Raw genomic sequence first — 24262 nt, 5'->3', positions numbered from 1 at the left:
TTCGGTGTACATCCGTCACGAAACGCCCTCTCGCATCACCGCACCTTGTAACCACCACTGGGCAAGCCCCTGCACATTCGGCGCCTTGAGCAAGGTGAAGTGATTGCCGCCGCCATACCACACCTCCAGCTCCCTGCCCTGGCGGCGCCAGCCTTCGATCATCAAGCCCTGCTCCCGCTGATTGCCGGCCGCATCCAGCGCCGGGTCTTGCGCCAACACCAAGCGCACCACGCCGTCAAAGCGCCGGCCCGGCCGGTACACCGTGCGCAACGCCGCCCCATAGGTGCGGGCCGGCCCGTCCATCGCCGCCACGCTGGCCCGCGCCGGCAACAAGCCAACCGCGACCATGCCGGCATGCAAGCTTTGGCGCTGCGCCACCTCATCGCGCCCGGCGAAGTCCAACGGCTCGATCCCCAAGGACTTGCCCGCCGCCAGCTGCATCGACTCGATCAAGCGCAGCAACGCCGCCGTGGTCGTGTACGCGCGGCCCGTGCCGCCCGGCGCTTCGCTGTCGATCACCGTGAGCGACGCCACCTCGCGCCCTTGCGCCTGCAGCTGCAACGCCATCTCCAGCGCGACCCAGCCGCCAAACGAATGCCCGACCAAGTGCACCGGGCCGTGCGCACTTTCCTGCGCCAGCGCCGCCAGATTCGCGCGCGCCGCCGCTTCCACCTGGCTGTGGGGCACCGCCTCGCCATCCAGGCCACGGGGCTGCAAGCCAAACAGCGGCCAGTCGCGCCCCAGGGCTTCGCTCAACCCGACAAAGCCGGTGACGCTGTCCCCCGCCCCCGGTACGCAAAACAGCGGCGCATGCCCGGCACGCCCGCTCTGAATGCGCAGCAAGGGCGAATGTGCCGCCTGTGCCACGGGTCCGCAGGTCGCCAATGCCTCTGTGATTGCATGGCCCAGCGCCTGGATATGCGGCGCCTGCATCATGCTCTGGTGATCACCCGGCACTGGCACCTGGCACAACTGCCCCGGCGCCAGTGCGTCTGCCCAGCCGAGCGAATCGCTACCCCGCGCCAATTCGGTGGGGCGCTCTTGCGCGCTGAACAGATGCACCGGTATCGGTAACGGGAACAGGCTGTAATGCGCCAGCGCATGCCCATGCCCGACTTCCCGTGCCAAATAGTTCGCCAAGTCGGCATCCGTCGCCGCCGCCATTTGTGCGTGCAGCAAACCGGCCGCGCGGCAGCGTTGCAGCAACTCGGCAAAGTCCAGCTGTGCAAGGTCCGCGTCCAACTGCCCAAGGCTCGCCAACAAATCTTCCCGGCCCTGGCTTTTCCAGTACGCCGTGCACTGCAACAGCAACTGGCGCTTGAGCGCATCCGCCCCGCTCCAGCGCGCCTTGCCTTGATCGGTCAGGCGCGGCACGTAGCTGTCGAGCAAACCGAGGAACGCGACCGGCTCATCCGCACCCAGCAACTGCATCGCCACTTCATAGGCCAGCACGCCGCCAAACGACCAGCCGGCCAGCCGATACGGGCCATGGGGCTGGATGCTGCGGATCAAGCCGACCAGCCGCGCGGCCAGGCCTTCCATGCTGTTCAGGTGCGGCTCGCCGAGGGCCACGCCCGGCAGGCCATAGATCGGATAGTCGCCGGGCAGATGCTGGCCCAGCGCCGGAAAATACACGTCCATACCGCTGAACTCGTGGACCAGGAACAACGGCGCCTGGCTGCCAGCGCTGCGCACGGTAATCACCGGACTATCGCGCAACGGTTCGTCGCTACGCTGACGCAACAGCGCCGCAACGGCGGCGACATTGGCATGCTGGAACAGCTCCGCCAGGGAAACCGGCAACCCCGCTTCCTCCAACACGTTCACCAACCGGATCGCCAGCAACGAATGCCCACCCAGCTCAAAGAAGCTGTCATGCCGCCCCACCTGTTCCAGCTTCAGCACCTCGGCCCAGTGCTGTGCAAGGGCGTGCTCCAGTGCATCGGCCGGCGCTTCGAATTCACGGCTGATCAGCGCCTGCAACGGCGGCACGGGCAAGGCTTTGCGATCCACCTTGCCATTGCCGGTCAACGGCAGCCTTGCCAATGCCACATAGGCCGACGGCAGCATGTACTCCGGCAATTGGTCGAGCAGATGGGCGCGCAGCTGGTCGATCTCCAGGGGCTGCGTCGCCCAGGTGAAATACGCCACCAGGCGCTTGTCTCCCGGCACGTCCTCGCGGGCCAGCACCACCACGTCCTGGATACCCGCCAAGGTGCCCAGGCGCGCTTCAATCTCGCCCAGTTCAATGCGGAAACCGCGGATCTTGACCTGGTCGTCATTACGCCCGATGCACTCCAGCAGGCCGTCCGCCGTCCAGCGGCCAAGGTCGCCGGTGCGGTACAGCAGCGCGCCGCCATTGAACGGGTCGGCGACAAACTTTTCGGCAGTCAACGCCGGGCGATTCAAATAGCCCAGGGCCACGCCATCGCCACCGATGCAGATTTCCCCGGCCACGCCCAACGGCACGGGCTGCAAGTGCGCATCCAACACATGCACCTGGGTGTTGGAAATCGGCCGGCCGACGGGCACGCTGTCGGCGCCATCGGCCAACGCGCGCACCTCATGGGTGGTGGCGTAGGTGGTGCTTTCCGTCGGCCCGTAGCAATGCACCAGGCGCAGTGCCGGTGCCCGCGCCAACAGCCGGCGAAACGCCGCCGGGTCAGCCCGCTCGCCGCCGCACAGCAAGATGCGCAAGCCTGCCAGGGCCTCGGGGATCAGTTGCACATAGTGGTTGAACAACGCCGTGGTCACGAACAGCACCGTCACCTCGGCCAAAGCCGCGCCAAACGCCACCGGGTCGAGCACGGTGGCGTGGTCGATCACCTGGATCTGCCCACCGTTGAGCAACGGCCCCCACACGTCCATGGTGCTGGCGTCGAACGCCGGGTTGGAGGCGAACGCCACGCGGTCGCTGGCATTGAAGTCGGCATAGCCATTGTTGAGCACCAGCCGCGTGATGCCGCGATGGGGCACCAACACACCTTTGGGCGTGCCGGTGGAGCCGGAGGTGTACATGATGTACGCCACGCTTTCCGACGACTGCGACAGGCCGGGGTTGTGGCTCGGTTGCGGGTCGAGGGTCAGGCTGTCCAGGTCCAACCGTTGAACCGCGCCATCGACAACGGTATCGCTGCGCGTCAACACGCAGGCGGCCGCACTGTCTTGCAGCATGAACCCCTGGCGTTCGGCAGGCGCGTGGATATCCAGCGGCACATAGGCAGCCGCGCACTTGAGCACGGCCAGTTGGCTGACCAGCAGGTCCACGGAGCGCGGCAACAGCAGCGCAACGTTATCGCCGGCACGCACCCCCAGCCCCAGCAGATGATGGGCCAGACGGTTGGCGCGGCGGTTCAGCTCGCCATAACTCAGCCCTTGCGCGCCCTCCACCACGGCCAGCGCGTCGGGACGCGCCTGGGCCTGGGCTTCGAACAGGCGCTGCACCGTGTGCTCCCGCGGAAACACGCGCGTGGTGGCATTGAATCCGGCCAACTGCCGGCGCTCGGCAATCGACAGGATCGGCAAGTGGCCGATGACAACCTCGCTGTCGTGCTCCAACGCCTGCACCAGTTGCTCCACGGCGGTGTGCAGGTAGTCGCAGAGACGCCGCGCGCCCTGCCCCACGGCCTTCAAGGCGAAACCGTCCGCCAGGTCATCAACACTCAGGGACAAGCCGTAATTACTGTGTTCCTCGGCCTTGAGCAGCTGAATGCCCTGCCAGCCCTCGCTGCCCACCGGCGTGGCGCTGTGGCGATAGTTGAACAGCGTGCCAAACAACGGCGTACCCACCGGCACGCCGCTGCAACGCTGGGCCAGCGCCAGCGGCGCGTGTTCATGGCTGAGCAACTGGGTCAGGCGCCCGTGGGTCGCGCGCAACGCTTCAAGTACGCTGCGCTCCCCCAGATCGACCCGCAGCGGCAAGGTATTGATAAACACCCCAATGGCGCGCTCGGCCCCTTCACCACCGTGCAAGCGGCCGAGCATTACCGTGCCGAACACCACCTGATCGCGGCCCGCAACCTTGCCCAGCACATGGGCCCAGGCCAGGTGCATCAGGCTCGCGGCGCTGACGCCCGCTTGCCGCACCTGCACCCGCAGGCGCTGGCTCAACGGTGCATCAATCAGCCGCTGGACATGCTCATCGGCGCCCAGCGCTTCGACGTCGGTCGGCTCATCGATGGCGCCGAGCATCTCGCTAAAGAACGCCGCGTGATCATCCACGCCCAGGCGGGTCTGGGCCACATAGTTGCGATACGGCACGGCCGCGCCGAGGGTGTGCGCTGTGCCCAGCAGGAACGCCTGCATTTCGTGCTGCAGGATGTCCAGGGCGATGTGGTCCATTACCAGGTGATGGAACAGCAAGGTGGCGACCACGCGCTGCGGCTCCTCGACGTACACCAGGCGCATCAACGGCGCCTGGGCCAGGTCCAGGCGTGGCGGCAACGGCCCGGTTTCGACGCGCAGCGCGGCCTCGCGCCACACCACTTGCAGCGGTTCTTCCAGGCCATCCCAATGGAACGACGAACGCAACGCGTCATGGCGCTGGATCACCGCCTGCAAGGCCTGGGCAAACGCGTCCAGACGCGCGCGGCTGTCGAAGGCGAACTGCGCGCGCAGCACATAGTCGTCGCTGCCCTGCGCGGCGCGGTGGTGGTAGAGCATGCCGGCCTGCAACGGCGCCAGCGGGTAGATGTCCTGCACATTCGCTGCACCACCGGGGATGCAGGCAACAACCCGGTCGATGGCCGCTTGATCGAGGGTGATCAGCGCCAGCAGGCCCGGGGTGATGTGCGTGCAATCTTGCGCAATGCGATTGGCCGGCACCGCGACCTCGCGCCCGCCGCCCAGCGCGGCAGCCAACGCTGCCAACGTCGGCTGGCCAAACAACACTTTCACATCCGCCGACAGCCCGAGACGGCGCATGCGCCCCACCAGGCTCACCGCCAGCAGCGAGTGCCCGCCCAGTTCGAAGAAGTTGTCGTGACGCCCTACGCGCTCCACGTTGAGCAACTCGGCCCACAGGCTGGCCAGGGCGATTTCCGTATCGCCCTGGGGCGCTTCGTAGTCGCGTGTGATCACTGAATCCGCGCCCGGCGCGGGCAAGGCCTTGCGGTCGAGCTTGCCGTTGGGGCTCAGGGGCAGCGCGTCGAGGTGCACGAACAGCGACGGCACCATGAAGTCCGGCAGGTGTTGCAACAGATGGCCGCGCAGGGCGTCGATCTCGCTGCGCACGCCGGTGTAGTACGCCACCAGGCGCTCGTCGCGGGCGATCACGGCGGCTTCATCGACGCCCAGATAGTCGATAAGACGCGCGTGGATTTCCCCCAGCTCGATGCGCAGGCCACGGATTTTCACCTGGTCGTCGTTACGCCCAAGGTATTCAATAGTGCCGTCGGGCAAATAGCGGCCAAGGTCGCCCGTGCGGTACATGCGCGCGCCGGTGAACGGGTCCTTGAGGAAGCGTTCGGCCGTCAGCTCAGGCCGGTTCAGATAACCCCGCGCCACTTGCACGCCACCGATAAACAGCTCGCCCACCACCCCCAGCGGCACCGGTTGCAACTGCGTGTCCAGCACGTACATGCGCGTGTTGGCGATGGGTTTGCCGATGGGCGTGTTGTCCGGCGTAACAGCGCCCGCGCAGGGCCAGGCGGTCACATCCACCGCCGCTTCAGTCGGGCCATACAGGTTGTGCAACTCGCTGCCCGGCAACTGCTGCTTGAAGCGCCGCACCAGACTGCCGGGCAAGGCTTCGCCGCTGCACATCACGCGCACCAGGCCAGCGGCCCGGGCCAGGTCGCCGTGGGCAAGAAACACGTCGAGCATCGACGGCACGAAGTGCAGCGTGGTGATGTGCTCGGCCTCGATCACTTCACACAGGTACAGCGGGTCTTTGTGCCCGCCGGGGCGTGCCATCACCAGCCGCGCGCCGGTGAACAGCGGCCAGAAGAACTCCCACACCGACACGTCGAAGCTGAACGGGGTTTTCTGCAAGACCGTGTCAGCGGCACTCAGACCGTAGGCGTCCTGCATCCACAGCAAGCGGTTGACCACCCCGGCGTGGTCGTTGATCACACCCTTGGGCTGGCCGGTGGAGCCGGAGGTGTAGATCACATAGGCGCCCACGGCGTTGACCTGCGGGTTGTCGACGGGCTGGTGCGACCAGGTCGGCTGCTCCAGGTCGATCACCGGCACTGTGCCCAGCAACGTGCGCGTCGAGCCCTGAGCCAGCACCACCAGCGGTGCGCTGTCTTCAAGCATGTAGGCGATGCGCTCGGGCGGGTACGTCGGGTCCAGCGGCACATAGGCGGCGCCGGCCTTGAGGATCGCGTACAGGCCGACCACCATCTCCAGGCCACGCTCCACGCAGATCGCCACCCGCGAATCCACTTGTACCCCCTGCTCCAGCAGGTGATGCGCCAACTGGTTGGCCCGAGCGTTCAGCTCCGCATAGGTCAACACATGGTCGCCCGCCTTGAGCGCAATGGCCTGCGGCGTGCGTGCCACCTGCGCTTCGAACATCCCGTGCAAGGTCTGCTCGAGATTGTAGTCCACCGCTGTCGCGTTGAACTCAACCAACAGTTGCTGGCGCTCACGCTCGTCCACCAACGGCGCATGGGCCAGCACCGCCTGATCGTTATCGACCATGGCCTGCAACACGCGGGTGAGGTAACCGGCATAACGGCGCACGGTCGCTTCATCGAACAAGGCCTGCGCATATTCCAGCGCGCCGAGAATGGCGCCCTGCACTTCGCCCAGGCCCAGGGACAGGTCGAACTTGGCGAAGTGGCTGTGTTCCAGGATGCCTTCCAGGGCCAGGTCGCCGAGGGCCAGGGCCGGCGCGCTGCTGTCCTGCCAGGTGAGCAGGGTCTGGAACAGCGGGCTGTGGGCCAGGCTGCGGGTGGGCCGGGTGATTTCCACCACTTGTTCAAACGGCAGGTCCTGATGGGCCTGGGCGGCCAGCGCCTGGGCCTTGACCCGCGCCAACAGCACTTCGCTGCTCACCTCGCCCGAGGTGTCGATGCGCACCGCCAGGGTGTTGACGAACAGGCCGATCAGCCCTTCTACCTCGACGCGATTGCGATTGGCCACGGGGGAGCCGATCACCACCTCCTGCTGCCCGGACAGCCGCGTCAGCAACGATGCCCACGCCGTCATCATGATCATGTAGAGCGTGCTGCCATGGCGTTGGCCCAGGGCCTTGAGCCCAGCGGTCAGGCGCTCATCCAGGCGCACCTCGACGCTGCTGCCGGCATAGTCCTGCCGCGCCGGGCGCGGGCGGTCGGTGGGCAAGGTGAGCAACACCGGCGCACCGGCCAGCGCTTGCTGCCAGTAAACACTTTGCCGATGCAGCACTTCACCGCTGAGCCACAGGCGCTGCCACACGGCAAAGTCGCCGTACTGGATCGCCAGCGGCGGCAACGGATCGGCCTGGCCCAGGCTGAAGGCCTTGTACAACGCCATCAGCTCGCGGGTGAGCACGCCCATGGAGCCGCCGTCGGAGACGATATGGTGCAGGGTCAGCAACAGCACATGGTGATCGTCGGCCAGCACGATCAAACGCCCACGCAGCAGCGGGCCGCGCTCCAGGTCAAACGGCGCCGACGCCTCGCCGTGGATCAATGCCTCCAGCGCCTGCTGGGGTTGCGGGTGGCGGCGCAGGTCCTGCACTTGCAGGGGCAGCACGTCTTCTGGCGGCAGGATCAGCACCCGCGCTTCGTCGCCGTGCTGGGCGAAGCGGCTGCGCAGGGTTTCATGCCGCGCGACGATCCGCGCCAGCGCCCGTTGCAGCGCCTCCACATGCAATTGCCCACGCAAACGCAGGCCGATGGGAATGTTGTAGGCGGTGTTGGCCCCTTCCAACAGCGCGAGGAACCATAGGCGTTGCTGGGCGAACGACAGCGGCACGGCTTCGTCGCGATTGGCCGGGAGGATGTCCGGCAAGGTGCTGCGCCCGGCGCTGGCCAGCACGTCGGCGACGGCGGCCAGTTCTGCGTTGGCGAACAGGTCGCCGAGCAACAACTCCACACCGAGGCGCTGGCGCACCTGCGAGACCATGCGCATCGCCAGCAACGAATGCCCGCCCAATTCAAAAAAGTGATCCCGTCGCCCAACCCGCTCCACTTGCAGCACATCGGCCCAAATCTGCGCCAGCACTGTTTCGATCTCGCCCTCAGGCGCCGCGTACTCGCGGCTGAATACGGCGGCCATGTCCGGCGCAGGCAAGGCCTTGCGGTCGAGCTTGCCGTTGGCGGTCAGGGGCAGTGCGGGCAGTTTTACGTAGGCTACCGGCACCATGGCGGCCGGCAGGTGCGCCACCAGGTGGGCGCGCAGTTCTGCGACGGTCAGCGGGTCCAGCTGCGGGTTCTCGGTGAAGTAGGCCACCAAGCGTTCTTCGCGCACCAGCACCACCACCTCCTGGACGCTCGGCAGTTGGTTGAACTGGCTTTCGATTTCCCCCAGTTCGATGCGCACCCCGCGAATTTTCACCTGATCGTCGTTGCGCCCCAGGTACTCAAGGTTGCCATCGGGCAACCAACGCGCCAGGTCGCCCGTGCGGTACATGCGCCCGGCGTTGAACGGGTCTTGCAGAAAGCGTTCGGCGGTCAGCTGCGGGCGGTGCAGATAGCCGCGTGCCACGCCCTTGCCGCCCACATACAACTCCCCCGCCACCCCCAACGGCACCGGGCGCAGTTGTTCATCCAACAGGTACACCGTGGCATTCGCGATAGGTTTGCCGATATGCAACGGCTGCCCCGCCTCGACCTTTCCGGACGTGGCCACCACCGTGGCCTCGGTGGGGCCGTAGTTGTTGATCACCTCGAAGCGCTGGCCACGGCCAAACTGACGCAGGCGATCACCGCCGATCAGCAAGGTGCGCAACGTCGGGTGCTCGATGCGCTGGCTGAAGGCGTACTCGGCTACCGGCGTCGGCAGGAAGCTCACATCCAACGGCTGCGCGCACCACCAGGCCAGCAGCGCGTCGATGTCCTCATTGCCGTCCTGGGCCGGTGGCAGGTGCAGGATCGCGCCCACGCACAGGGCCGGCCACACCTCCCAGGCCATCGCGTCAAAGCCGAAACCGGCGACGCTGGCGCTGTGGCGCCCGGCGCGCAGGTCGAAGGCGTGGCAATGCCAATCCACCAGGTTGGCCACCGTGTGGTGTTCCACCATCACGCCTTTGGGCTGGCCGGTGGAGCCGGAGGTGTAGATCACATAGGCGAGGTGCGCCGGCGTCATCGCTACCTCGGGGTTACACGCCGAGTGGTGCTGCCAGGTGTAGCGGTCGAGGTGGATCACCGGCACATCGAGGGCCGGTAAGCGCTCCAGCAACGCCTGCTGGGTCAGCACCGCCACCGGCGCGCTGTCGCTGAGCAGGTAGTGCAGGCGTTCGGCCGGGTGCGACGGGTCCACCGGTACATAACAGGCGCCCGCCTTGAGCACCGCGAGCAAGCCGGCCAGGGTGTCGAGGCCACGGCGGGCGACGACGGCCACGCGCTCGTCAGGCTTCACGCCCAGCGCCAGCAAGTGGTGGGCCAGGAGGTTGGCTTGTTGATTCAGCTCGCTATAGGTCAGTTGCCGACCTTGTTGCACGACGGCGATGGCATCCGGCGTGAGGGCGGCCTGGGCTTCGATGCGCGCGTGCAGCGTGCTGCCCTGGGGGAAATCGGCGCCGGTGGCGTTGAACTGTTCCAGCAGCAACTGCTGCTCGGCGGCGGGCACCACCGCGACCTGATCAAGCGCCGTCAGCGGCGCCTGCTCCAATGCCGTCACCAGGTTTTCGAGGGTGGTTTGCAGGTAGGCGCAGACACGCTGCGGATCGACCTCAGTGGTCGCCAGCAGCCGCAGGATAAAGCCGTCACCCAGGTCATCCACACTCAGGGTCAGCGGGTAATTGGTGCGCTCATCCGAGCGCAGCGTCGTGATGCCCTGCCACGCCGCCTGCGCTTCACTGTTGCCGGTGGCGCTGTGGCGATAGTTGAGCAAGGTGCTGAACAACGGCGTCGGCGCCAGCACGTCGCTGCACCGCTGGGCCAGGGCCAGCGGTGCGTGCTCATGGCGCAGCAGGCCGGTGAGGCGGGCGTGGGTGGTCTTGACGGCGCTGCGCACGTCCTCACCGCCCACATCCAGGCGAAACGGCAAGGTATTGATGAAAATCCCCAAGGCGCGCTCCGTGGTGTGCCCGCCGTGCATGCGGCCCATCAGCACCGTGCCGAACACCACCTGGGACTTGCCCGCCAGCGCGCTCAACACCCGCGCCCAGCCCAGGTGGAACAGGCTTGCGACGCTCACCCCCAGCAGCCGCGCCTGGGCGCGCAGGCGCTGGTTGAGTGCATCCTCTAGCGGCCAGTCGAGTTCGTTGATCCCGCGGCCATCGCCCTGCACATCCTGCAAGCCAAAGGGCAAGGTCGGCTCGACCACATCCCCGAGCATCTGCCGGAAGAACGCCTCGTGTTCCTGCTCGCTCACCCCCAACCGCGCCTGGGCCACGTAGTCGCGAAACGGCACCGCCGCGCCCAACTGCCCGCCCTGCCCTTGCAGGAACGCCTGCATTTCATGGCGCACCACCTCCAGGGCGCTGTGGTCGAGGGCCATGTGATGGAACAGCAGCATCGCGACAATGCGCTGCTGCGACGGGTCCGCCGCCCAGGCCAGGCGCAAGAGCGGCGCCTGGGTCACGTCCAGGCGGTAATGGCGCGCGTCGAAACGGGCGTGCAGTTGTGCGGCGATATCGCCGTCGGCCGGGTCCAGTTCAACCGCCTGCACCGGCAGGCTCGCCTTGCGCCACACCACTTGCGACGGCTGCTGCACGCCCTCCCACACCACCCCGGTGCGCAGGATGTCGTGGCGCTCGATCACGCCTTGCAGGGCTTGGGCAAACGCGTCGAAACGCTCGGTGCTGTCAAAGGCGAACTGCGACTGCATCACATAGGGGTCGCCCTGCGCGGTGCGCACATGGTGGAACAGGATGCCTTCCTGCAACGGCGCCAGGGGGTAGATGTCCTGGATATTCGCCACGCCGCCGTCGACGCTGGCGACAATGCGCTCGATTTCGTCCTGGCTCAGGCTGGACAAGGTCAGCATGGCCGGCGTGATGTGCTCGGCATCGGCCGGGATGGCGTTGGCCGGCACCTCATTGGCGGCCGCGTATTCACCGGCTTTCAGCAGCTCGATCAACGCCGGTTTGTGTTCACGCAAGGCGGCGAGGATCAAGGGGTCGCTCAACGCCTGCTTGTTGCCTTGCACCGACAATTGCTCGCCCTTGAGCGCCAGTTGTACATCCTTGGTTTTCAGTGTCGCCAGCAGTTCGAGGATGCTCACAGGACGATCTCCATTCGTTCAGTTATTGCGGCGTAGCCCGCCAGGGTCGGCTGTTCGAACAACGCGCGCACATCGGCTTCCATGCCCACCTGGCGCAAGCGCCCGATCAAGCTCACGGCGAGCAGCGAGTGCCCGCCCAGTTCAAAGAAATTGTCCTGGCGACCGACCCGCTCCACCTTGAGCAGTTCGGCCCACAGTTGCGCCAGCAGAATCTCGGTGTCGCCCTCGGGCGCTTCGTACTCACGCGCATTCAGCGCCTCGGCGTCCGGTGCCGGCAGGGCCTTGCGGTCGAGCTTGCCGTTGGGGCTCAAGGGTAAGGCGTCGAGGTGCACAAACAGCGCGGGCACCATGAAGTCCGGCAAGTGCCGCAACAGGTGCTCACGCAGGTCGCCGACCCGCGTGCCGGTGTAATAGGCGACGAGGCGTTCGTCACGGGCGATCACGGCCGCTTCGTTGACCTGAGGATGATCCAGCAGGCGCGCCTGGATTTCCCCCAGCTCGATGCGCAGGCCACGGATTTTCACCTGGTCATCGTTGCGGCCCAGGTATTCCAGATTGCCGTCGGGCAGGAAGCGCCCGAGGTCGCCGGTGCGGTACATGCGCCCGTGGCTGAACGGGTCCTTGAGGAAGCGCTCGGCCGTCAGTTCAGGCCGGTTCAGGTAACCCCGTGCCACTTGCACGCCGCCAATGAACAACTCGCCGACCATCCCCAGCGGCACCGGTTGCAACTGCGCGTCCAGTACGTACATCCGCGTATTGGCGATGGGTTTGCCGATTGGCGTGTTGTCCGCCACCTCGGGGCGCGCGCAGTTCCACGCGGTCACGTCCACCGCTGCTTCGGTGGGGCCGTACAGGTTGTACAGGCCGATCCCCGGCAATTGCTGTTTGAAGCGCCGCACCAGGCTGCCGGGCAAGGCTTCGCCGCTGCACATCACGCGCACCAAACCGGCCGCCTGGCGCACATCGCCGTGGGCGAGGAACACGTCGAGCATCGACGGCACAAAGTGCAGCGTGGTGATCTGTTCAGCCTCGATCACTTCGCACAGGTACAGCGGGTCTTTGTGCCCACCGGGGCGCGCCATCACCAGCCGCGCGCCGGTGAACAGCGGCCAGAAGAACTCCCACACCGACACGTCGAAGCTGAACGGGGTTTTCTGCAAGACCCGGTCGTGGGGCTTGAGACCATAGGCGTCCTGCATCCACAGCAAGCGGTTGACCACCCCGGCGTGGTCGTTGATCACGCCCTTGGGTTGGCCGGTGGAGCCGGAGGTGTAGATCACGTAGGCGCCCACGGCGTCTACCTGCGGGTTGTCGAGGGGTTGCTGCAACCAGGTCGGCTGCTCCAGATCGATCATCGGCACCGCCCCCAGCAACCCACGCGTCGAGCCCTGGGCCAACACCACCACGGGCGCGCTGTCTGCCAGCATGTAGGCCAGGCGTTCTGGCGGATACGCCGGGTCCAGCGGCACATAGGCCGCGCCGGCCTTGAGGATCGCGTACAGGCCAACGACCATGTCCAGGCCGCGCTCCACGCAGATCGCCACGCGGGAATCCGGCTGCACGCCCAGCACCAACAGGTGGTGCGCCAGCTGGTTGGCTCGCGCGTTCAGCTCGGCGTAGGTCAATGCGACGTCGCCCGCCTTCACCGCAATCGCATCCGGTGTACGTGCCACCTGCCGTTCGAACATGCCATGCAGGGTCTGATCGAGGTCATACGCCACTTCGGTGGCGTTGAACGCGCCGAGCACTTGCTGGCGTTCCTGGGCTTCCAGCACCGGCAGGCGATTGACCGGCAACTGCGGCGCCTGCTCCAGCGCTTCCACCAGGCCCTGCAGGGTCACTTGCACATAGCCGCAGAAGCGTTGCGCGCCAATCGGCGTCGCCGCCAGGGCAGTCAGGCGGAAACCGTCGCCCTGGTCATCCACGTTAAGCGTCAACGGGTAGTTGGTGCGTTCTTCGCTGGCCAGTGTCTCGATGCCCTGCCAGGCCGCGGACACCGGCGCCTGCCGGCTGTCACTGTGACGGTAATTGAGCATCGCGCTGAACAACGGCTGCGGCGCAGCGACACCGCTGCAACGCTGGGCCAGCGCCAGCGAGGCGTGTTCATGCCCGAGCAGCGCGCTCAGCCGCCCATGGGTGTGCTTGACCGCAACGCGTACGCCGGTTAAGTCGATATCCACCCGCAATGGCAAGGTGTTGATGAACATGCCCAGCGCCCGATCACTGCCTTTGCCGCCCTGCATGCGGCCCAACAACACGGTGCCGAACACCACCTGTTCCTGGCCGGACGTGCTGGCGAGCACCCGCGCCCAGGCCAGGTGGAACAGGCTGGCCGCGCTGACCCCAAGCAAGCGCGCCTGGGCCCGCAGGCGTTGGTTGAGCTCAGGCGTCAGGTGCTGCTGGGCCTCTTCGATGGCCGTGCCGTCGCCGCGCACATCCTGCAGGCCGAACGGCAGGGTCGGCTCATCGATATCAGCGAGCATCTCGCGGAAGAATTGTTCGTGTTCCTGCTCACTCACCCCCAGGCGCGCCTGGGCCACGTAGTTGCGGTACGGCGTGGCGTCCCCGACCGGCTGCGGCTGCCCGAGCAGGCTGGCTTGCATCTCGTGGCGCACGCGGTCGAGGGCGGTGTGGTCGAGGGCGATGTGGTGGAACAACAGAAGTGCATTCACCCGTTGCTGATCCGGGTCCTGGGCGTACACCAAACGGATCAACGGCGCCTGATCCAGCGGCACGCGGTAGTGACGCGGGTCAAAGCCCAGCAGGTCACCGGCCTGCACGTGCAACTGCGCCTTGCGCCACACCACTTGCAGCGGTTGCGCCAGGCCTTCCCAGACCACGGCGGTGCGCAGGATATCGTGGCGGTCGATCACCTGTTGCAGCGCCTGGGCAAAGGCCTGCAGGCGTTCCAGGCTGGCAAAGGCCAGGTGCGATTGCAGCAGGTACGGATCGCCCTGCCCGGCCGTGATGTGGTGGTAAAGGATGCCCTCCTGCAACGGCGCCAGCGGGTAGATATCCTGCACATTGGCGGCGCCACCGGGGACCTGGGCGACTACTTGATCAATCGTCTGTTGGTCCAGCGCAACCAGCGACAGCAGGTCCGGGGTGATGCGTTGGCAATCGACAGAAATGCGATTGGCCGGCACCTCTACATCGCGACCACTGCCGACGGCAGCGGCCAGGGCCGCCAGGGTCGGCTGGCTGAACAGCACGCGCACATCGGCACTGAGACCGGCCTGGCGCATGCGTTCAATCAGGCTGACGGCCAGCAGGGAATGGCCGCCCAGTTCAAAGAAGTGGTCATGCCGGCCGACCTGTTCCACCTGCAACACCTCGGCCCAGATCGCCGCCAAAGTGGTTTCGACGGCCCCTTGCGGCGCGGCGTACTCACGGCTAAGCAACGCGCCCTGATCTGGTTCAGGCAGCGCCTTGCGGTCGAGCTTGCCGTTGGCGGTCAGGGGCAGCGCGTGCACCTGCACATAGGCCACCGGCACCAGGGCGGCGGGGAGTTGCGCTTGCAGTTGCGTGCGCAAGTGCTCGATTTCAAGCGGTTGCCGGGCGGTGAACCAGGCGATCAAGCGCTCTTCGCGCACCAGCACCACCGCTTCGCCAACACCGTCGAGTGCGGCGAGATGGCTTTCGATTTCGCCCAGCTCCACGCGTATGCCACGCAACTTCACTTGATCATCGTTACGGCCCAGGTACTCGATGTTGCCATCGGGCAACCAGCGCGCCAGGTCGCCGCTGCGGTACATGCGCCCGCCGTTGAACGGGTCCTCCAGGAAGCGTTCGGCGGTCAGGTCCGGGCGGTTCAAGTAACCCCGCGCCACGCCGCTGCCGCCCACATACAATTCGCCGGCCACGCCCAACGGCACCGGGCGCAAGTGCGCGTCCAGCAGGTAGACGCTGGCGTTCGCCATGGGCCGGCCGATATGCAACGCCTGCCCGGCACGCACGCGGCCAGAGGTGGCGACCACCGTGGCTTCGGTGGGGCCGTAGTTGTTGATCACGGCAAAGCGCCGTTCCTGATTGAACTGGCGCAGGCGGTCGCCGCCGATCAGCAGGATGCGTAACGTCGGGTGCAGCAGCTGCTGGCTGAAGGCGTACTCGGCCACCGGCGTCGGCAGGAAGCTCACGTCCAGCGGCTGCGCCAGCCACCAGGCGAGCAGCGCGTCGATCTGTTCATTGCCCACCTCGGCGGGCGGCAGGTGCAGGGTCGCACCGACACACAGCGCCGGCCAGACTTCCCAGGCCATCGCATCAAAGCCGAACCCGGCGACGCTGCTGGTGTGGCTGCGGGCATCCACGCCAAAGGCGTCGCAATGCCAGTGCACCAGGTTTTCCACGGTGTGGTGCTCGACCATCACGCCCTTGGGCTGGCCGGTGGAGCCGGAGGTGTAGATCACGTAGGCCAGGTGCGCCGGGGTCAGCGCGCTGAGTTGCGGGTTGTGGGTGGGCTGGTCCAGACCGTGAGCATGCAGGTCGACAGGCGCAAATCCGCCCAACAGCGCGCGGGTGCTGGCCTCGGCCAGCACGGCCACCGGGGCGCTGTCTTGCAGCAGATAGGCAATGCGCTCGGCGGGATACGCCGGGTCGATGGGCACGTAACCGGCGCCCGCCTTGAGGATGCCGAGCAAGCCCACCAGCATCTGCGGGCCACGACGGCAGCAGATTGCGACACGGTCGTCGGGCTGCACGCCCAGCGCCAGCAGGTGATGGGCCAGTTGGTTGGCGCGCCGGTTGAGCTGCTGATAGGTCAGGGAAGCGCCGTCTTGCATCACGGCCACCGCGTCCGGCTGGCGTTCAGCCTGGACTTCGAAGGCGCCGTGCACGGTGTGGCCCTTGGGGAAATCGGACTGACTGGCGTTGAACTCGCGCAGCAGGGTGTCGCGCTCCGCGTCCGGCAAGATCGGCAGTTGACTGAGCACGGCCGGCGTTGCGTTTTCCAGGCTGACCACCAACTGCTCCACGGCGTTGTGCATGTAACCGCACAGGCGCTGCGCGCCGATCTGCGGCAGCGCCAGCACCGTCAGGCCAAAGCCTGTGCCGAAGTCGTCTACGCTCAAGGTCAGCGGGTAATTGCTGCGCTCTTCGCCGCCCAGCAACTGCACGCCAGCCCAGATACCGTGACCGTCGCGGGCCATGGCGTCGGGGCTGCTGTGGCGATAATTGAGCAGGCTGCTGAACAACGGCGACCCCGCTGCCACGCCGCTGCAACGCTGGGCCAGGGCCAGCGAGGCATGCTCATGGCCGAGCAAGGCGCTCAGCCGCGCGTGGGTCGCCTTGACTGCCGATGTTGCGCTCGCCGCCAGGTCCACCCGCAGCGGCAAGGTGTTGATGAACATGCCCAGCGCCCGGTCCGCACCGTCACCCGCTTGCAGGCGGCCCATCAACACGGTGCCGAACACTACCTCATCACGCCCGCACACCAGCCCCAATACCTGCGCCCACGCCAGGTGCATCAGGCTCGCCGCACTGACGCCGCAACGGCGTGCCTGCTCGCGAACCCGCTGGGCCAGCGCCGCGTCCAGGGCTTGCTCGGCCTCTTCGATATCACGCCCGTCGCCCTGCACATCCCGCACGCCAAACGGCAGGCTCGGTTCATCGATGTCGGCGAGCATCTCGCGAAAAAACTGCTCGTGCTGCGCCTCGCTGACACCCAGGCGCGCCTGGGCCACGTAGTTGCGAAACGGCGCTGCCGCCGGCAACCCAGCCGCCTGGTTGCACAGGAGCGCTTGCATCTCCTCGCCGACCACCTCCATGGCGGTGTGGTCCAGCGCCAAGTGGTGGAACAGCAGGATCGCCGCCACACGGCCGTTGGCCGGGTCCTCGGCGTAGACCATGCGCAACAGCGGCGCCTGGGTGAGGTCCAGCCGGTAGTGACGGGCATCGAACCGCCCGTGCAGTTGGGCGATGACGTCGCCGTCGGCCGGGTCCAGGGCCACCGCCTGCACACTCAGCTGGGCGTCACGCCACACCACTTGCACCGGGCTGTCCAGGCCTTCCCAGACCACGCCGGTGCGCAGGATGTCGTGGCGCGCCACCACCTGTTGCAGCGCGCCCATAAAACCGTGCAAGCGCTCCAGGCTGTCGAAGGCCATGCGCGATTGCAGCAGGTACGGATCGCCTTGCTCGGCGCTGAGATGGTGGTAAAGGATGCCTTCCTGCAACGGCGCCAGCGGGTAGATATCCTGCACATTCGCCGCGCCACCGGGGACGCTCGCAACGATACGCTCGATGGCCGGCTGATCCAGTTGCAGCAGGGTCAGCATCGACGGCGTGATCTGCGCGCAACCGGCGGCAATGCCATTGGCCGGCACCACCACCTCGCGCCCGCTGCCCACCGCCGCTGCCAACGCCGCCAGGCTTGGCTGGCTGAACAGCACGCGTACGTCGCAGCTCAGGCCGACCTGGCGCATGCGTTCGATCAGGCTGACCGCCAGCAACGAGTGGCCACCCAGTTCGAAGAAATGATCGTGCCGACCCACGCGATCCAGCTTGAGCACGTCCTGCCAGATCTGCGCGAGCAAGGTTTCCACTTCGCCTTCCGGCGCCTCGAAGCCTCGGCTGAGCAATGCGCTCGCGTCGGGCACCGGCAGGCCTTTGCGGTCGAGCTTGCCGTTGGCGGTGAGCGGCAACAGGGCCAGCCACACATAGGCCGATGGCACCATATAGTCCGGCAAGCGGCCTTGCAGGTGGGCGCGCAGGGCTTGGATTTCCAGCGTTTCTGGGGCGGTGTAGTAGGCCACCAGGCGTTTGTCGCCGGGCACGTCTTCGCGGGCCAGTACCACCACGTCTTTCACGCCGGGGAAGGCGGCGAGGCAGGTTTCGATTTCCCCGGGCTCGATGCGAAAACCGCGAATCTTCACTTGCAGGTCACTGCGCCCCTGGTACTGCAGGTTACCGTCGGCCTGCCAGCATGCGAGGTCGCCGGTGCGGTACAGCACGCCGTCGCCGAAAGGGTTGGCGATGAATTTTTCGGCGGTCAGTTGCGGCTGGTTCAGATACCCCAACGCCACACCCGCGCCGCCGATGTACAGCTCGCCGGTCACACCCAGCGGCACGGGTTGTTGGTGCGCGTCCAGCACAAAAGCCTGGGCGTTCGCCAACGGCCGTCCAATGGGAATCGCCGCCGTGCCCGCCGTGGTGATTTCAAAGGTGGTGGAAAACGTCGTCGCCTCGGTCGGCCCGTAGCCATTGAGCAGGTGCTGCGGCTTGCCATGGGCGAGTACGCGGCTGATCACCAGCGGGTCGAGCACATCGCCGCCGACGATCAGGTAGCGCAGTTGGCGGAACACCGGCAACAAGGCATCGGCGTACTGATGGAACAACCCGGCAGTCATCCACAACACGCTGACGGCCTGTTCTTCTAGCAACACGGCGAAGGCGGCCTGGGACAACAGCACCGCCTGCTCGACCACCACCACGCAACCGCCATTGAGCAACGGCGCCCACACGTCGAGGGTGCTCGCATCGAACGCCGGGTTGGAGGCGAAGGCCACGCGGTCACGCGCATTGAAATCGGCATAGCCGTTGTTGAGCACCAAGCGCGAGATCGCGCGGTGCGGCACTTGCACGCCCTTCGGCGTGCCGGTGGAGCCGGAGGTGTAGAGGATGTAGGCGACGCTTTCCGGGGACTGGTCCAGCTCAGGATTGCGTGACGACTGTGTCTCCAGCGCGAGCACGCTGAGGTCGTCGAGTACCCGGCGGGCGCCGCTGTCCTGCACGATAAAGGCCTGGCGCTCGGCCGGGGCGTTGATGTCCAGCGGTACGTAGACGGCCGCACATTTGAGGATCGCCAGTTCGCAAACCAGCAGGTCCAGGCCCCGCGGCAGGGCAATCGCCACGCTTTCACCCGGCTGTACGCCTTCGCCGATCAGGTAGTGCGCCAGGCGGTTGGCGCGGCGGTTGAGGTCGCCGTAGCTCAGGGACAACGGGCCATGCACCGCCGCCACGGCTTTGGGGTGCGCCAGGGCCTGGGCTTCGAACAATGCGTGCACGGTGCGGTGCGCTGGGTAGTCGCGGGCGGTGGCGTTGAAGTCCACCAGCAGTTGGTGACGTTCGGCGGGTGGCAGGATCGACACCGCTTGCAACGGCGTGGTTGGCGCCTGTTGCAGCGCCGTCACCAAGTGGCGCAGCGCAGTGAGCAGGTAGTGGCCGACACGTTGCACGTCGAGGGTCGCCACGCCTTGCACGGTGAGCGCAAAACCTGCGCCGAGGTCATCGACGTTGATTACCAGCGGGTAATTGCTGCGCTCCTCGGAACTGAGGATCTCGATGCCCCGCGCCGCGAACGGGTTGGCGCCCGGCGCGTCGTCCGCCGCACTGTGACGATAGTTGAGCAAGGTGCTGAACAGCGGCAGCGAACCCGGCACGCCGCTGCAACGCTGGGCCAGGGACAACGACGCGTGCTCATGCCCAAGCAATTGCGCAAGCCGCCCGTGGGTAGCGCGCACGCCGGCTTGCACGCCCACCGCGCCGAGGCTGACGCGCAGCGGCAAGGTGTTGATGAACATGCCCAGCGCCCGGTCAGCGCCCTCGCCGCCCTGCATACGCCCCAGCAACACGGTGCCGAACACCACCTCCTGCTGGCCGGAAACCTGCGCCAACACTTGCGCCCAGGCCAGGTGGACCAGGCTCGCCGGGCTAACGCCCAGTTGCCGCGCCTGTTCGCGCAGGCCCAGGCTCAGTTCGGCTTCCAGCGCCAGGTGCGCTTCGACGATGCCGCTGCCGTCGAGGTTCACGTCGTGCAGACCAAAAGCCAGGGTGGGTTCGTCGATATCGCCGAGCATCGCGCTGAAGAACGCTTCGTGCTGCGCCTGGCTGACCCCGAGCCGCGCCTGCGCCACGTAGTTGCGATACGGCACCGCCACGGGCAAGTGCGTACTGCGCCCGTCCAGGCTGGCGCTCATTTCTTGCACCAGCACCTGCAAGGCGGTGTGGTCGAGCAGGATATGGTGCAGCAGCAAGATGCCGACAAAACGGCCCTGCTGTTCGCTGTAGGCGAAGTGCATCAGCGGGGCGCGGGACAGGTCGAGGCGAAAGTGCCGGGGGTCGAAGCGTTGTTGCAGCTGCGTAAGGGGTTCGTCGATACGCTCGACGGTCAACGACGCCTGGCGCAGGACCACTTGCACCGGTTCGTCGAGGCCGTCCCAGAGGATCGCCGTGCGCAGGATGTCGTGGCGCTCGATCACGCTGTGCAGGGCGTGAATAAACGCGTCCACCGCCGCTTGGTCGGCAAAGCTGAACTGCACCTGCAACCCATAGGGATCGCCCTCGGTGGTTGCCAGGTGGTGGTACAAGATCCCCGCCTGCAATGGGGCAAGGCCGTAGATGTCCTGCACATTGGCCAGGCCGCCGGGCACGCGGTTGAGGATGTGGTCGATGGCGGCCTGGTCCAGATCAACCAGAGGCAGCATCTCGGGGGTAATGCGCGTGCTGGCCTCGGTAATGCGGTTGGCCGGAACGTGCACCTCGTCGCCCACCGCTGCGGCCAGCGCAGCCAGCGTGGGTTGGCCGAACAGCACGCGCACGTCGGCGCGCAGGTCCACCTGACGCATGCGTTCGATCAGTTTGACCGCCAACAGCGAATGGCCGCCCAGCTCGAAGAAATTGTCGTCGCGACCCACGCGGTCGATTTTCAGCAGGTCTTGCCAGATGGCGGCAATGGCGATTTGCGCCGCGCCCTCGGGTGCCTGGTAGTCGCGGCGGGCCAACGCCTGGGCGTCCGGTGCGGGCAAGGCCTTGCGGTCGAGCTTGCCGTGGGTGGTCAGCGGGAAGGCATCGAGTTGCACAAAGGCACTGGGCAGCATGTAGTCGGCGAGGCTGCGCAGCAGGTGCTCACGCAAGGCGCCTGCGCTGAATGTGCCCTCGGCAATCACGTAGGCCACCAGGCGCTGGTCGCCCGGTTCGTCTTCGCGGGCAATGACGATGGCCTCACGCACGCCCTCGGCGGTGGCCAGATGGGCTTCGATTTCACCCAGTTCGATACGGAAACCGCGGATCTTCACCTGATCATCGTTGCGCCCCAGGTAGTCGACGCTGCCGTCCGCACAGCGGCGGCCAAGGTCGCCGGTCTTGTACAGGCGCTGGCCGCTGGCGGGGTCGGTGAGGAAGCGTTCGGCGGTCAGCGCCTCACGGTTGAGGTAACCGCGCGCCACGCCGGCGCCGCCGACGTACAGCTCGCCCACCACGCCAAACGGCACCGGCTCGCGGCGCGCGTCCAGCACGTACAGCTGCAAATCGGGGATGGCCACGCCAATCGGGCTGACGCCGACCCGCTGCGCATCCGCCGCTTCCAGGGCGCGATAGGTCACGTGCACGGTGGTCTCGGTGATGCCGTACATGTTGACCAATTGCGTGCCGGCATTGAGCGCGCGGGCATACCACGCCTTGAGCATCCCCGGCTCCAGGGCTTCACCACCGAAGATCACCTGGCGCAGGGAATGGGACTGCGGGTTGTGCTGTTGCGCCGCGATCAACTGGCGGAACGCGCTGGGCGTCTGGTTGAGGATGCTCACGCCGGCGTCACACAGCAGCGCATAGCACTCATCCGGCGCGCGGCTGACCAGTTGCGGCACGATCAGCAACTGACCGCCGTGGGTCAGTGCGCCCCAGATTTCCCATACCGAGAAGTCGAAGGCGAAGGAGTGGAACAGCGCCCACACATCGTTACGGTTGAAGCCGAACCAATGCTGCGTGGCGCTGAACAGCCGCGCGACCTGGCGGTGTTCGATCATCACGCCCTTGGGCTGGCCGGTGGAGCCGGAGGTGTAGATCACATAGGCGAGGTTGGCCGGGCTCAAGTCCTGTCGCGGGTTGACGATGGATTCGTCGCGCAGGCCGTTGAGGTCGATCTGCGCCAGCGCGCCCACCAGATGGCGGGTGTTGGCTTGCACCAGCACCGCCAGCGGCGCGCTGTCTTGCAGGGTGTAGGCGATGCGTTCCCGTGGGTAGGCCGGGTCCACCGGCACATAACCAGCGCCGGCCTTGAGGATGCCCAGCAGGCCGATAATCATCTCCGGGCCGCGCTCCACACAGATCGCGACGCGGTCATCGGCACGCACGCCTTGGGCCAGCAGGCGATGGGCGACCTGGTTGGCGCGTTCGTTGAGTTGGCGGTACGTGAGGCGCTGTTGTTCGAAACGCAGGGCGATGGCGTCGGGGTGGGCGGCGGCGTGGGCTTCGATTTGTTGGTGGATCAGCGGGGTGTCGGCGTAGGCTTCAGGGCTGTGATTGAAGCTGTGCAGCAGGTGCTGGCGTTGGTCTTGAGTGAGGATCGCCAGGCTGTCCAAGGGCGTATCCGGGCGTTGCTCTAGCGCCTCCGCAAGGCTGTCGAGGGCCGTGTGCAGGTAACCGGCAACCTGCCGGGCATCGAGGGACGCGTGCACCATCACCGTCAGCGCAAAATCTTCCCCGAGGTCGTCGACATTGACCGTCAGCGGGTAGTTGGTGCGTTCTTCGGCGCCCAGCACCTGGATGCCTGCGGCGACCTCGATGATGGCCGCCATGTCCGTGGCCGCGCTGTGACGGTAATTGAGCATGGCGCTGAACAACGGCGCGGGGGCCACCACGCCGCTGCAACGCTGGGCCAGCGCCAGGGACGCGTGCTCGTGCTGGAGCAAGGTGGTGAGGCGCGCATGGGTCGCCTGGACCCCGGCGCGCACGCCCTGCCCGCCCACATCCACGCGCAGCGGCAAAGTGTTGATGAACATGCCCAAGGCCCGTTCACCGCCTGCGCCGGCACCCATGCGGCCGAGCATCACAGTGCCGAAGACCACGGCGTCGCGCGCGCACACCACTCCCAGGACACGGGCGAACGCCAGGTGCATCATGCTCGCCACGCTGACGCCCAGCGGACGTGCCAGGGCGCGCAGGCGCCGGCTCAGGCTGCTATCGACGGGGATGCGCGCTTCGTTGATGCCGCGGCCGTCGCCCTGCACATCCTGCAAACCGAAGGGCAGCGTTGGCGCGTCGATGTCTGCCAGCATCTCGCGGAAAAACCCTTCATGGGCCTGCTCGCTGACACCATTGCGCACTTGGGCGATGTAGTTGCGAAACGGCACGGGCTCGGCCGCTTGCGCTTGCTGGCCCGCGAGGTACAGCTGGATTTCTTCGCGCACCACATCAAGCGCGGTGTGATCGAGGATGGTGTGGTGGAACAACAGCATCGCGTCCACACGAGCGTTGCCGGGGGTTTCGCGGTACACCAGGCGCAACAGCGGTGCCTGGCCGAGGTCCAGGCGCACGTTGCGTGGGTCAACGTGCGCCGCTTCGCACACCAGTGGCGCCTTGCGCCACACCACTTGCAGCGGCTCGTCGAGGCGCTCCCAGGCCATCGAGGTGCGCAGGATGTCGTGGCGGTCGATCACCCATTGCAGCGCCTCGGCAAAGGCGTGCAGACGGGCGCGGCTGTCGAACACAAACTGCGCGTGCAACACGTAGGGGTCGCCCTGCTGCGCCGATAGGTGGTGATAGAGCATGCCCTCTTGGAGCGGCGCCAGCGGGTAGATGTCCTGCACGTTCGCCGCGCCACCGGGGATGGCGGCGACGATGCGGTCGAGGGCGGCCTGGTCGAGGCTGACCAGCGCGAGCATGTCCGGGGTGATGCGATACGCCGGGCTCAGCCAGTCGCCGCCATGCTCGGCCACCAGCGCCAGCAGCCGGGGCTTGTGGGCGATCAGCTGGTCCCAAACGCCCTCCTCCAGTGCCTCGTCGTCACCCAGCACGATCAGGTCGTCGTCTTCCCGTTGCAGCCGGATCGCATGGGTGGAAATCACTGCCAATAATTCGCTGAACTGCATGGGGGTAACCTGCCTGGTAAGTCACGGTTGAGGAGAAAGTCCGTTTTCAGCTGCCGCTTGGTTCGGGGTATCGATTAAAAAATGCGGACGCAGCCGGGTGCCTGAAAGGGCTTCCGGTAGGGGTGAAAAACTAAGGGATT

General features: G+C 66.6%; 2 protein-coding genes. Both read right to left on the bottom strand.

All coding sequences use genetic code 11. From position 1 onward, the window contains the following. Positions 1 to 15: 15 nt before the first annotated feature. Positions 16 to 11319 (bottom strand): non-ribosomal peptide synthetase, encoded by an 11304-nt coding sequence (locus DBR46_RS23700; RefSeq protein WP_124528167.1) that lies wholly within the window; start codon positions 11317 to 11319, stop codon positions 16 to 18. Beyond that, a complete protein-coding gene (locus DBR46_RS23695; RefSeq protein ID WP_124528166.1) occupies positions 11316 to 24122 on the bottom strand; it encodes a non-ribosomal peptide synthetase in 12807 nt (4268 codons plus the stop codon). Before DBR46_RS23695 ends, DBR46_RS23700 begins: the two co-directional genes overlap by 4 nt. Between the last annotated feature and the right edge of the window lie 140 nt (positions 24123 to 24262).

It is taken from the genome of Pseudomonas sp. KBW05 (assembly GCF_003852405.1).
In the GTDB taxonomy this organism is placed as follows: domain Bacteria; phylum Pseudomonadota; class Gammaproteobacteria; order Pseudomonadales; family Pseudomonadaceae; genus Aquipseudomonas.
The sequence above is the reverse complement of the archived record's forward strand: the minus strand, read 5'-3'. Positions and strand labels throughout refer to the sequence as shown.

Bases quoted from the DNA above. Each gene is read 5' to 3' on its own strand.
- DBR46_RS23695 (WP_124528166.1), bottom strand. From the start codon at position 24,122: ATGCAGTTCAGCGAATTATTGGCAGTGATTTCCACCCATGCGATCCGG.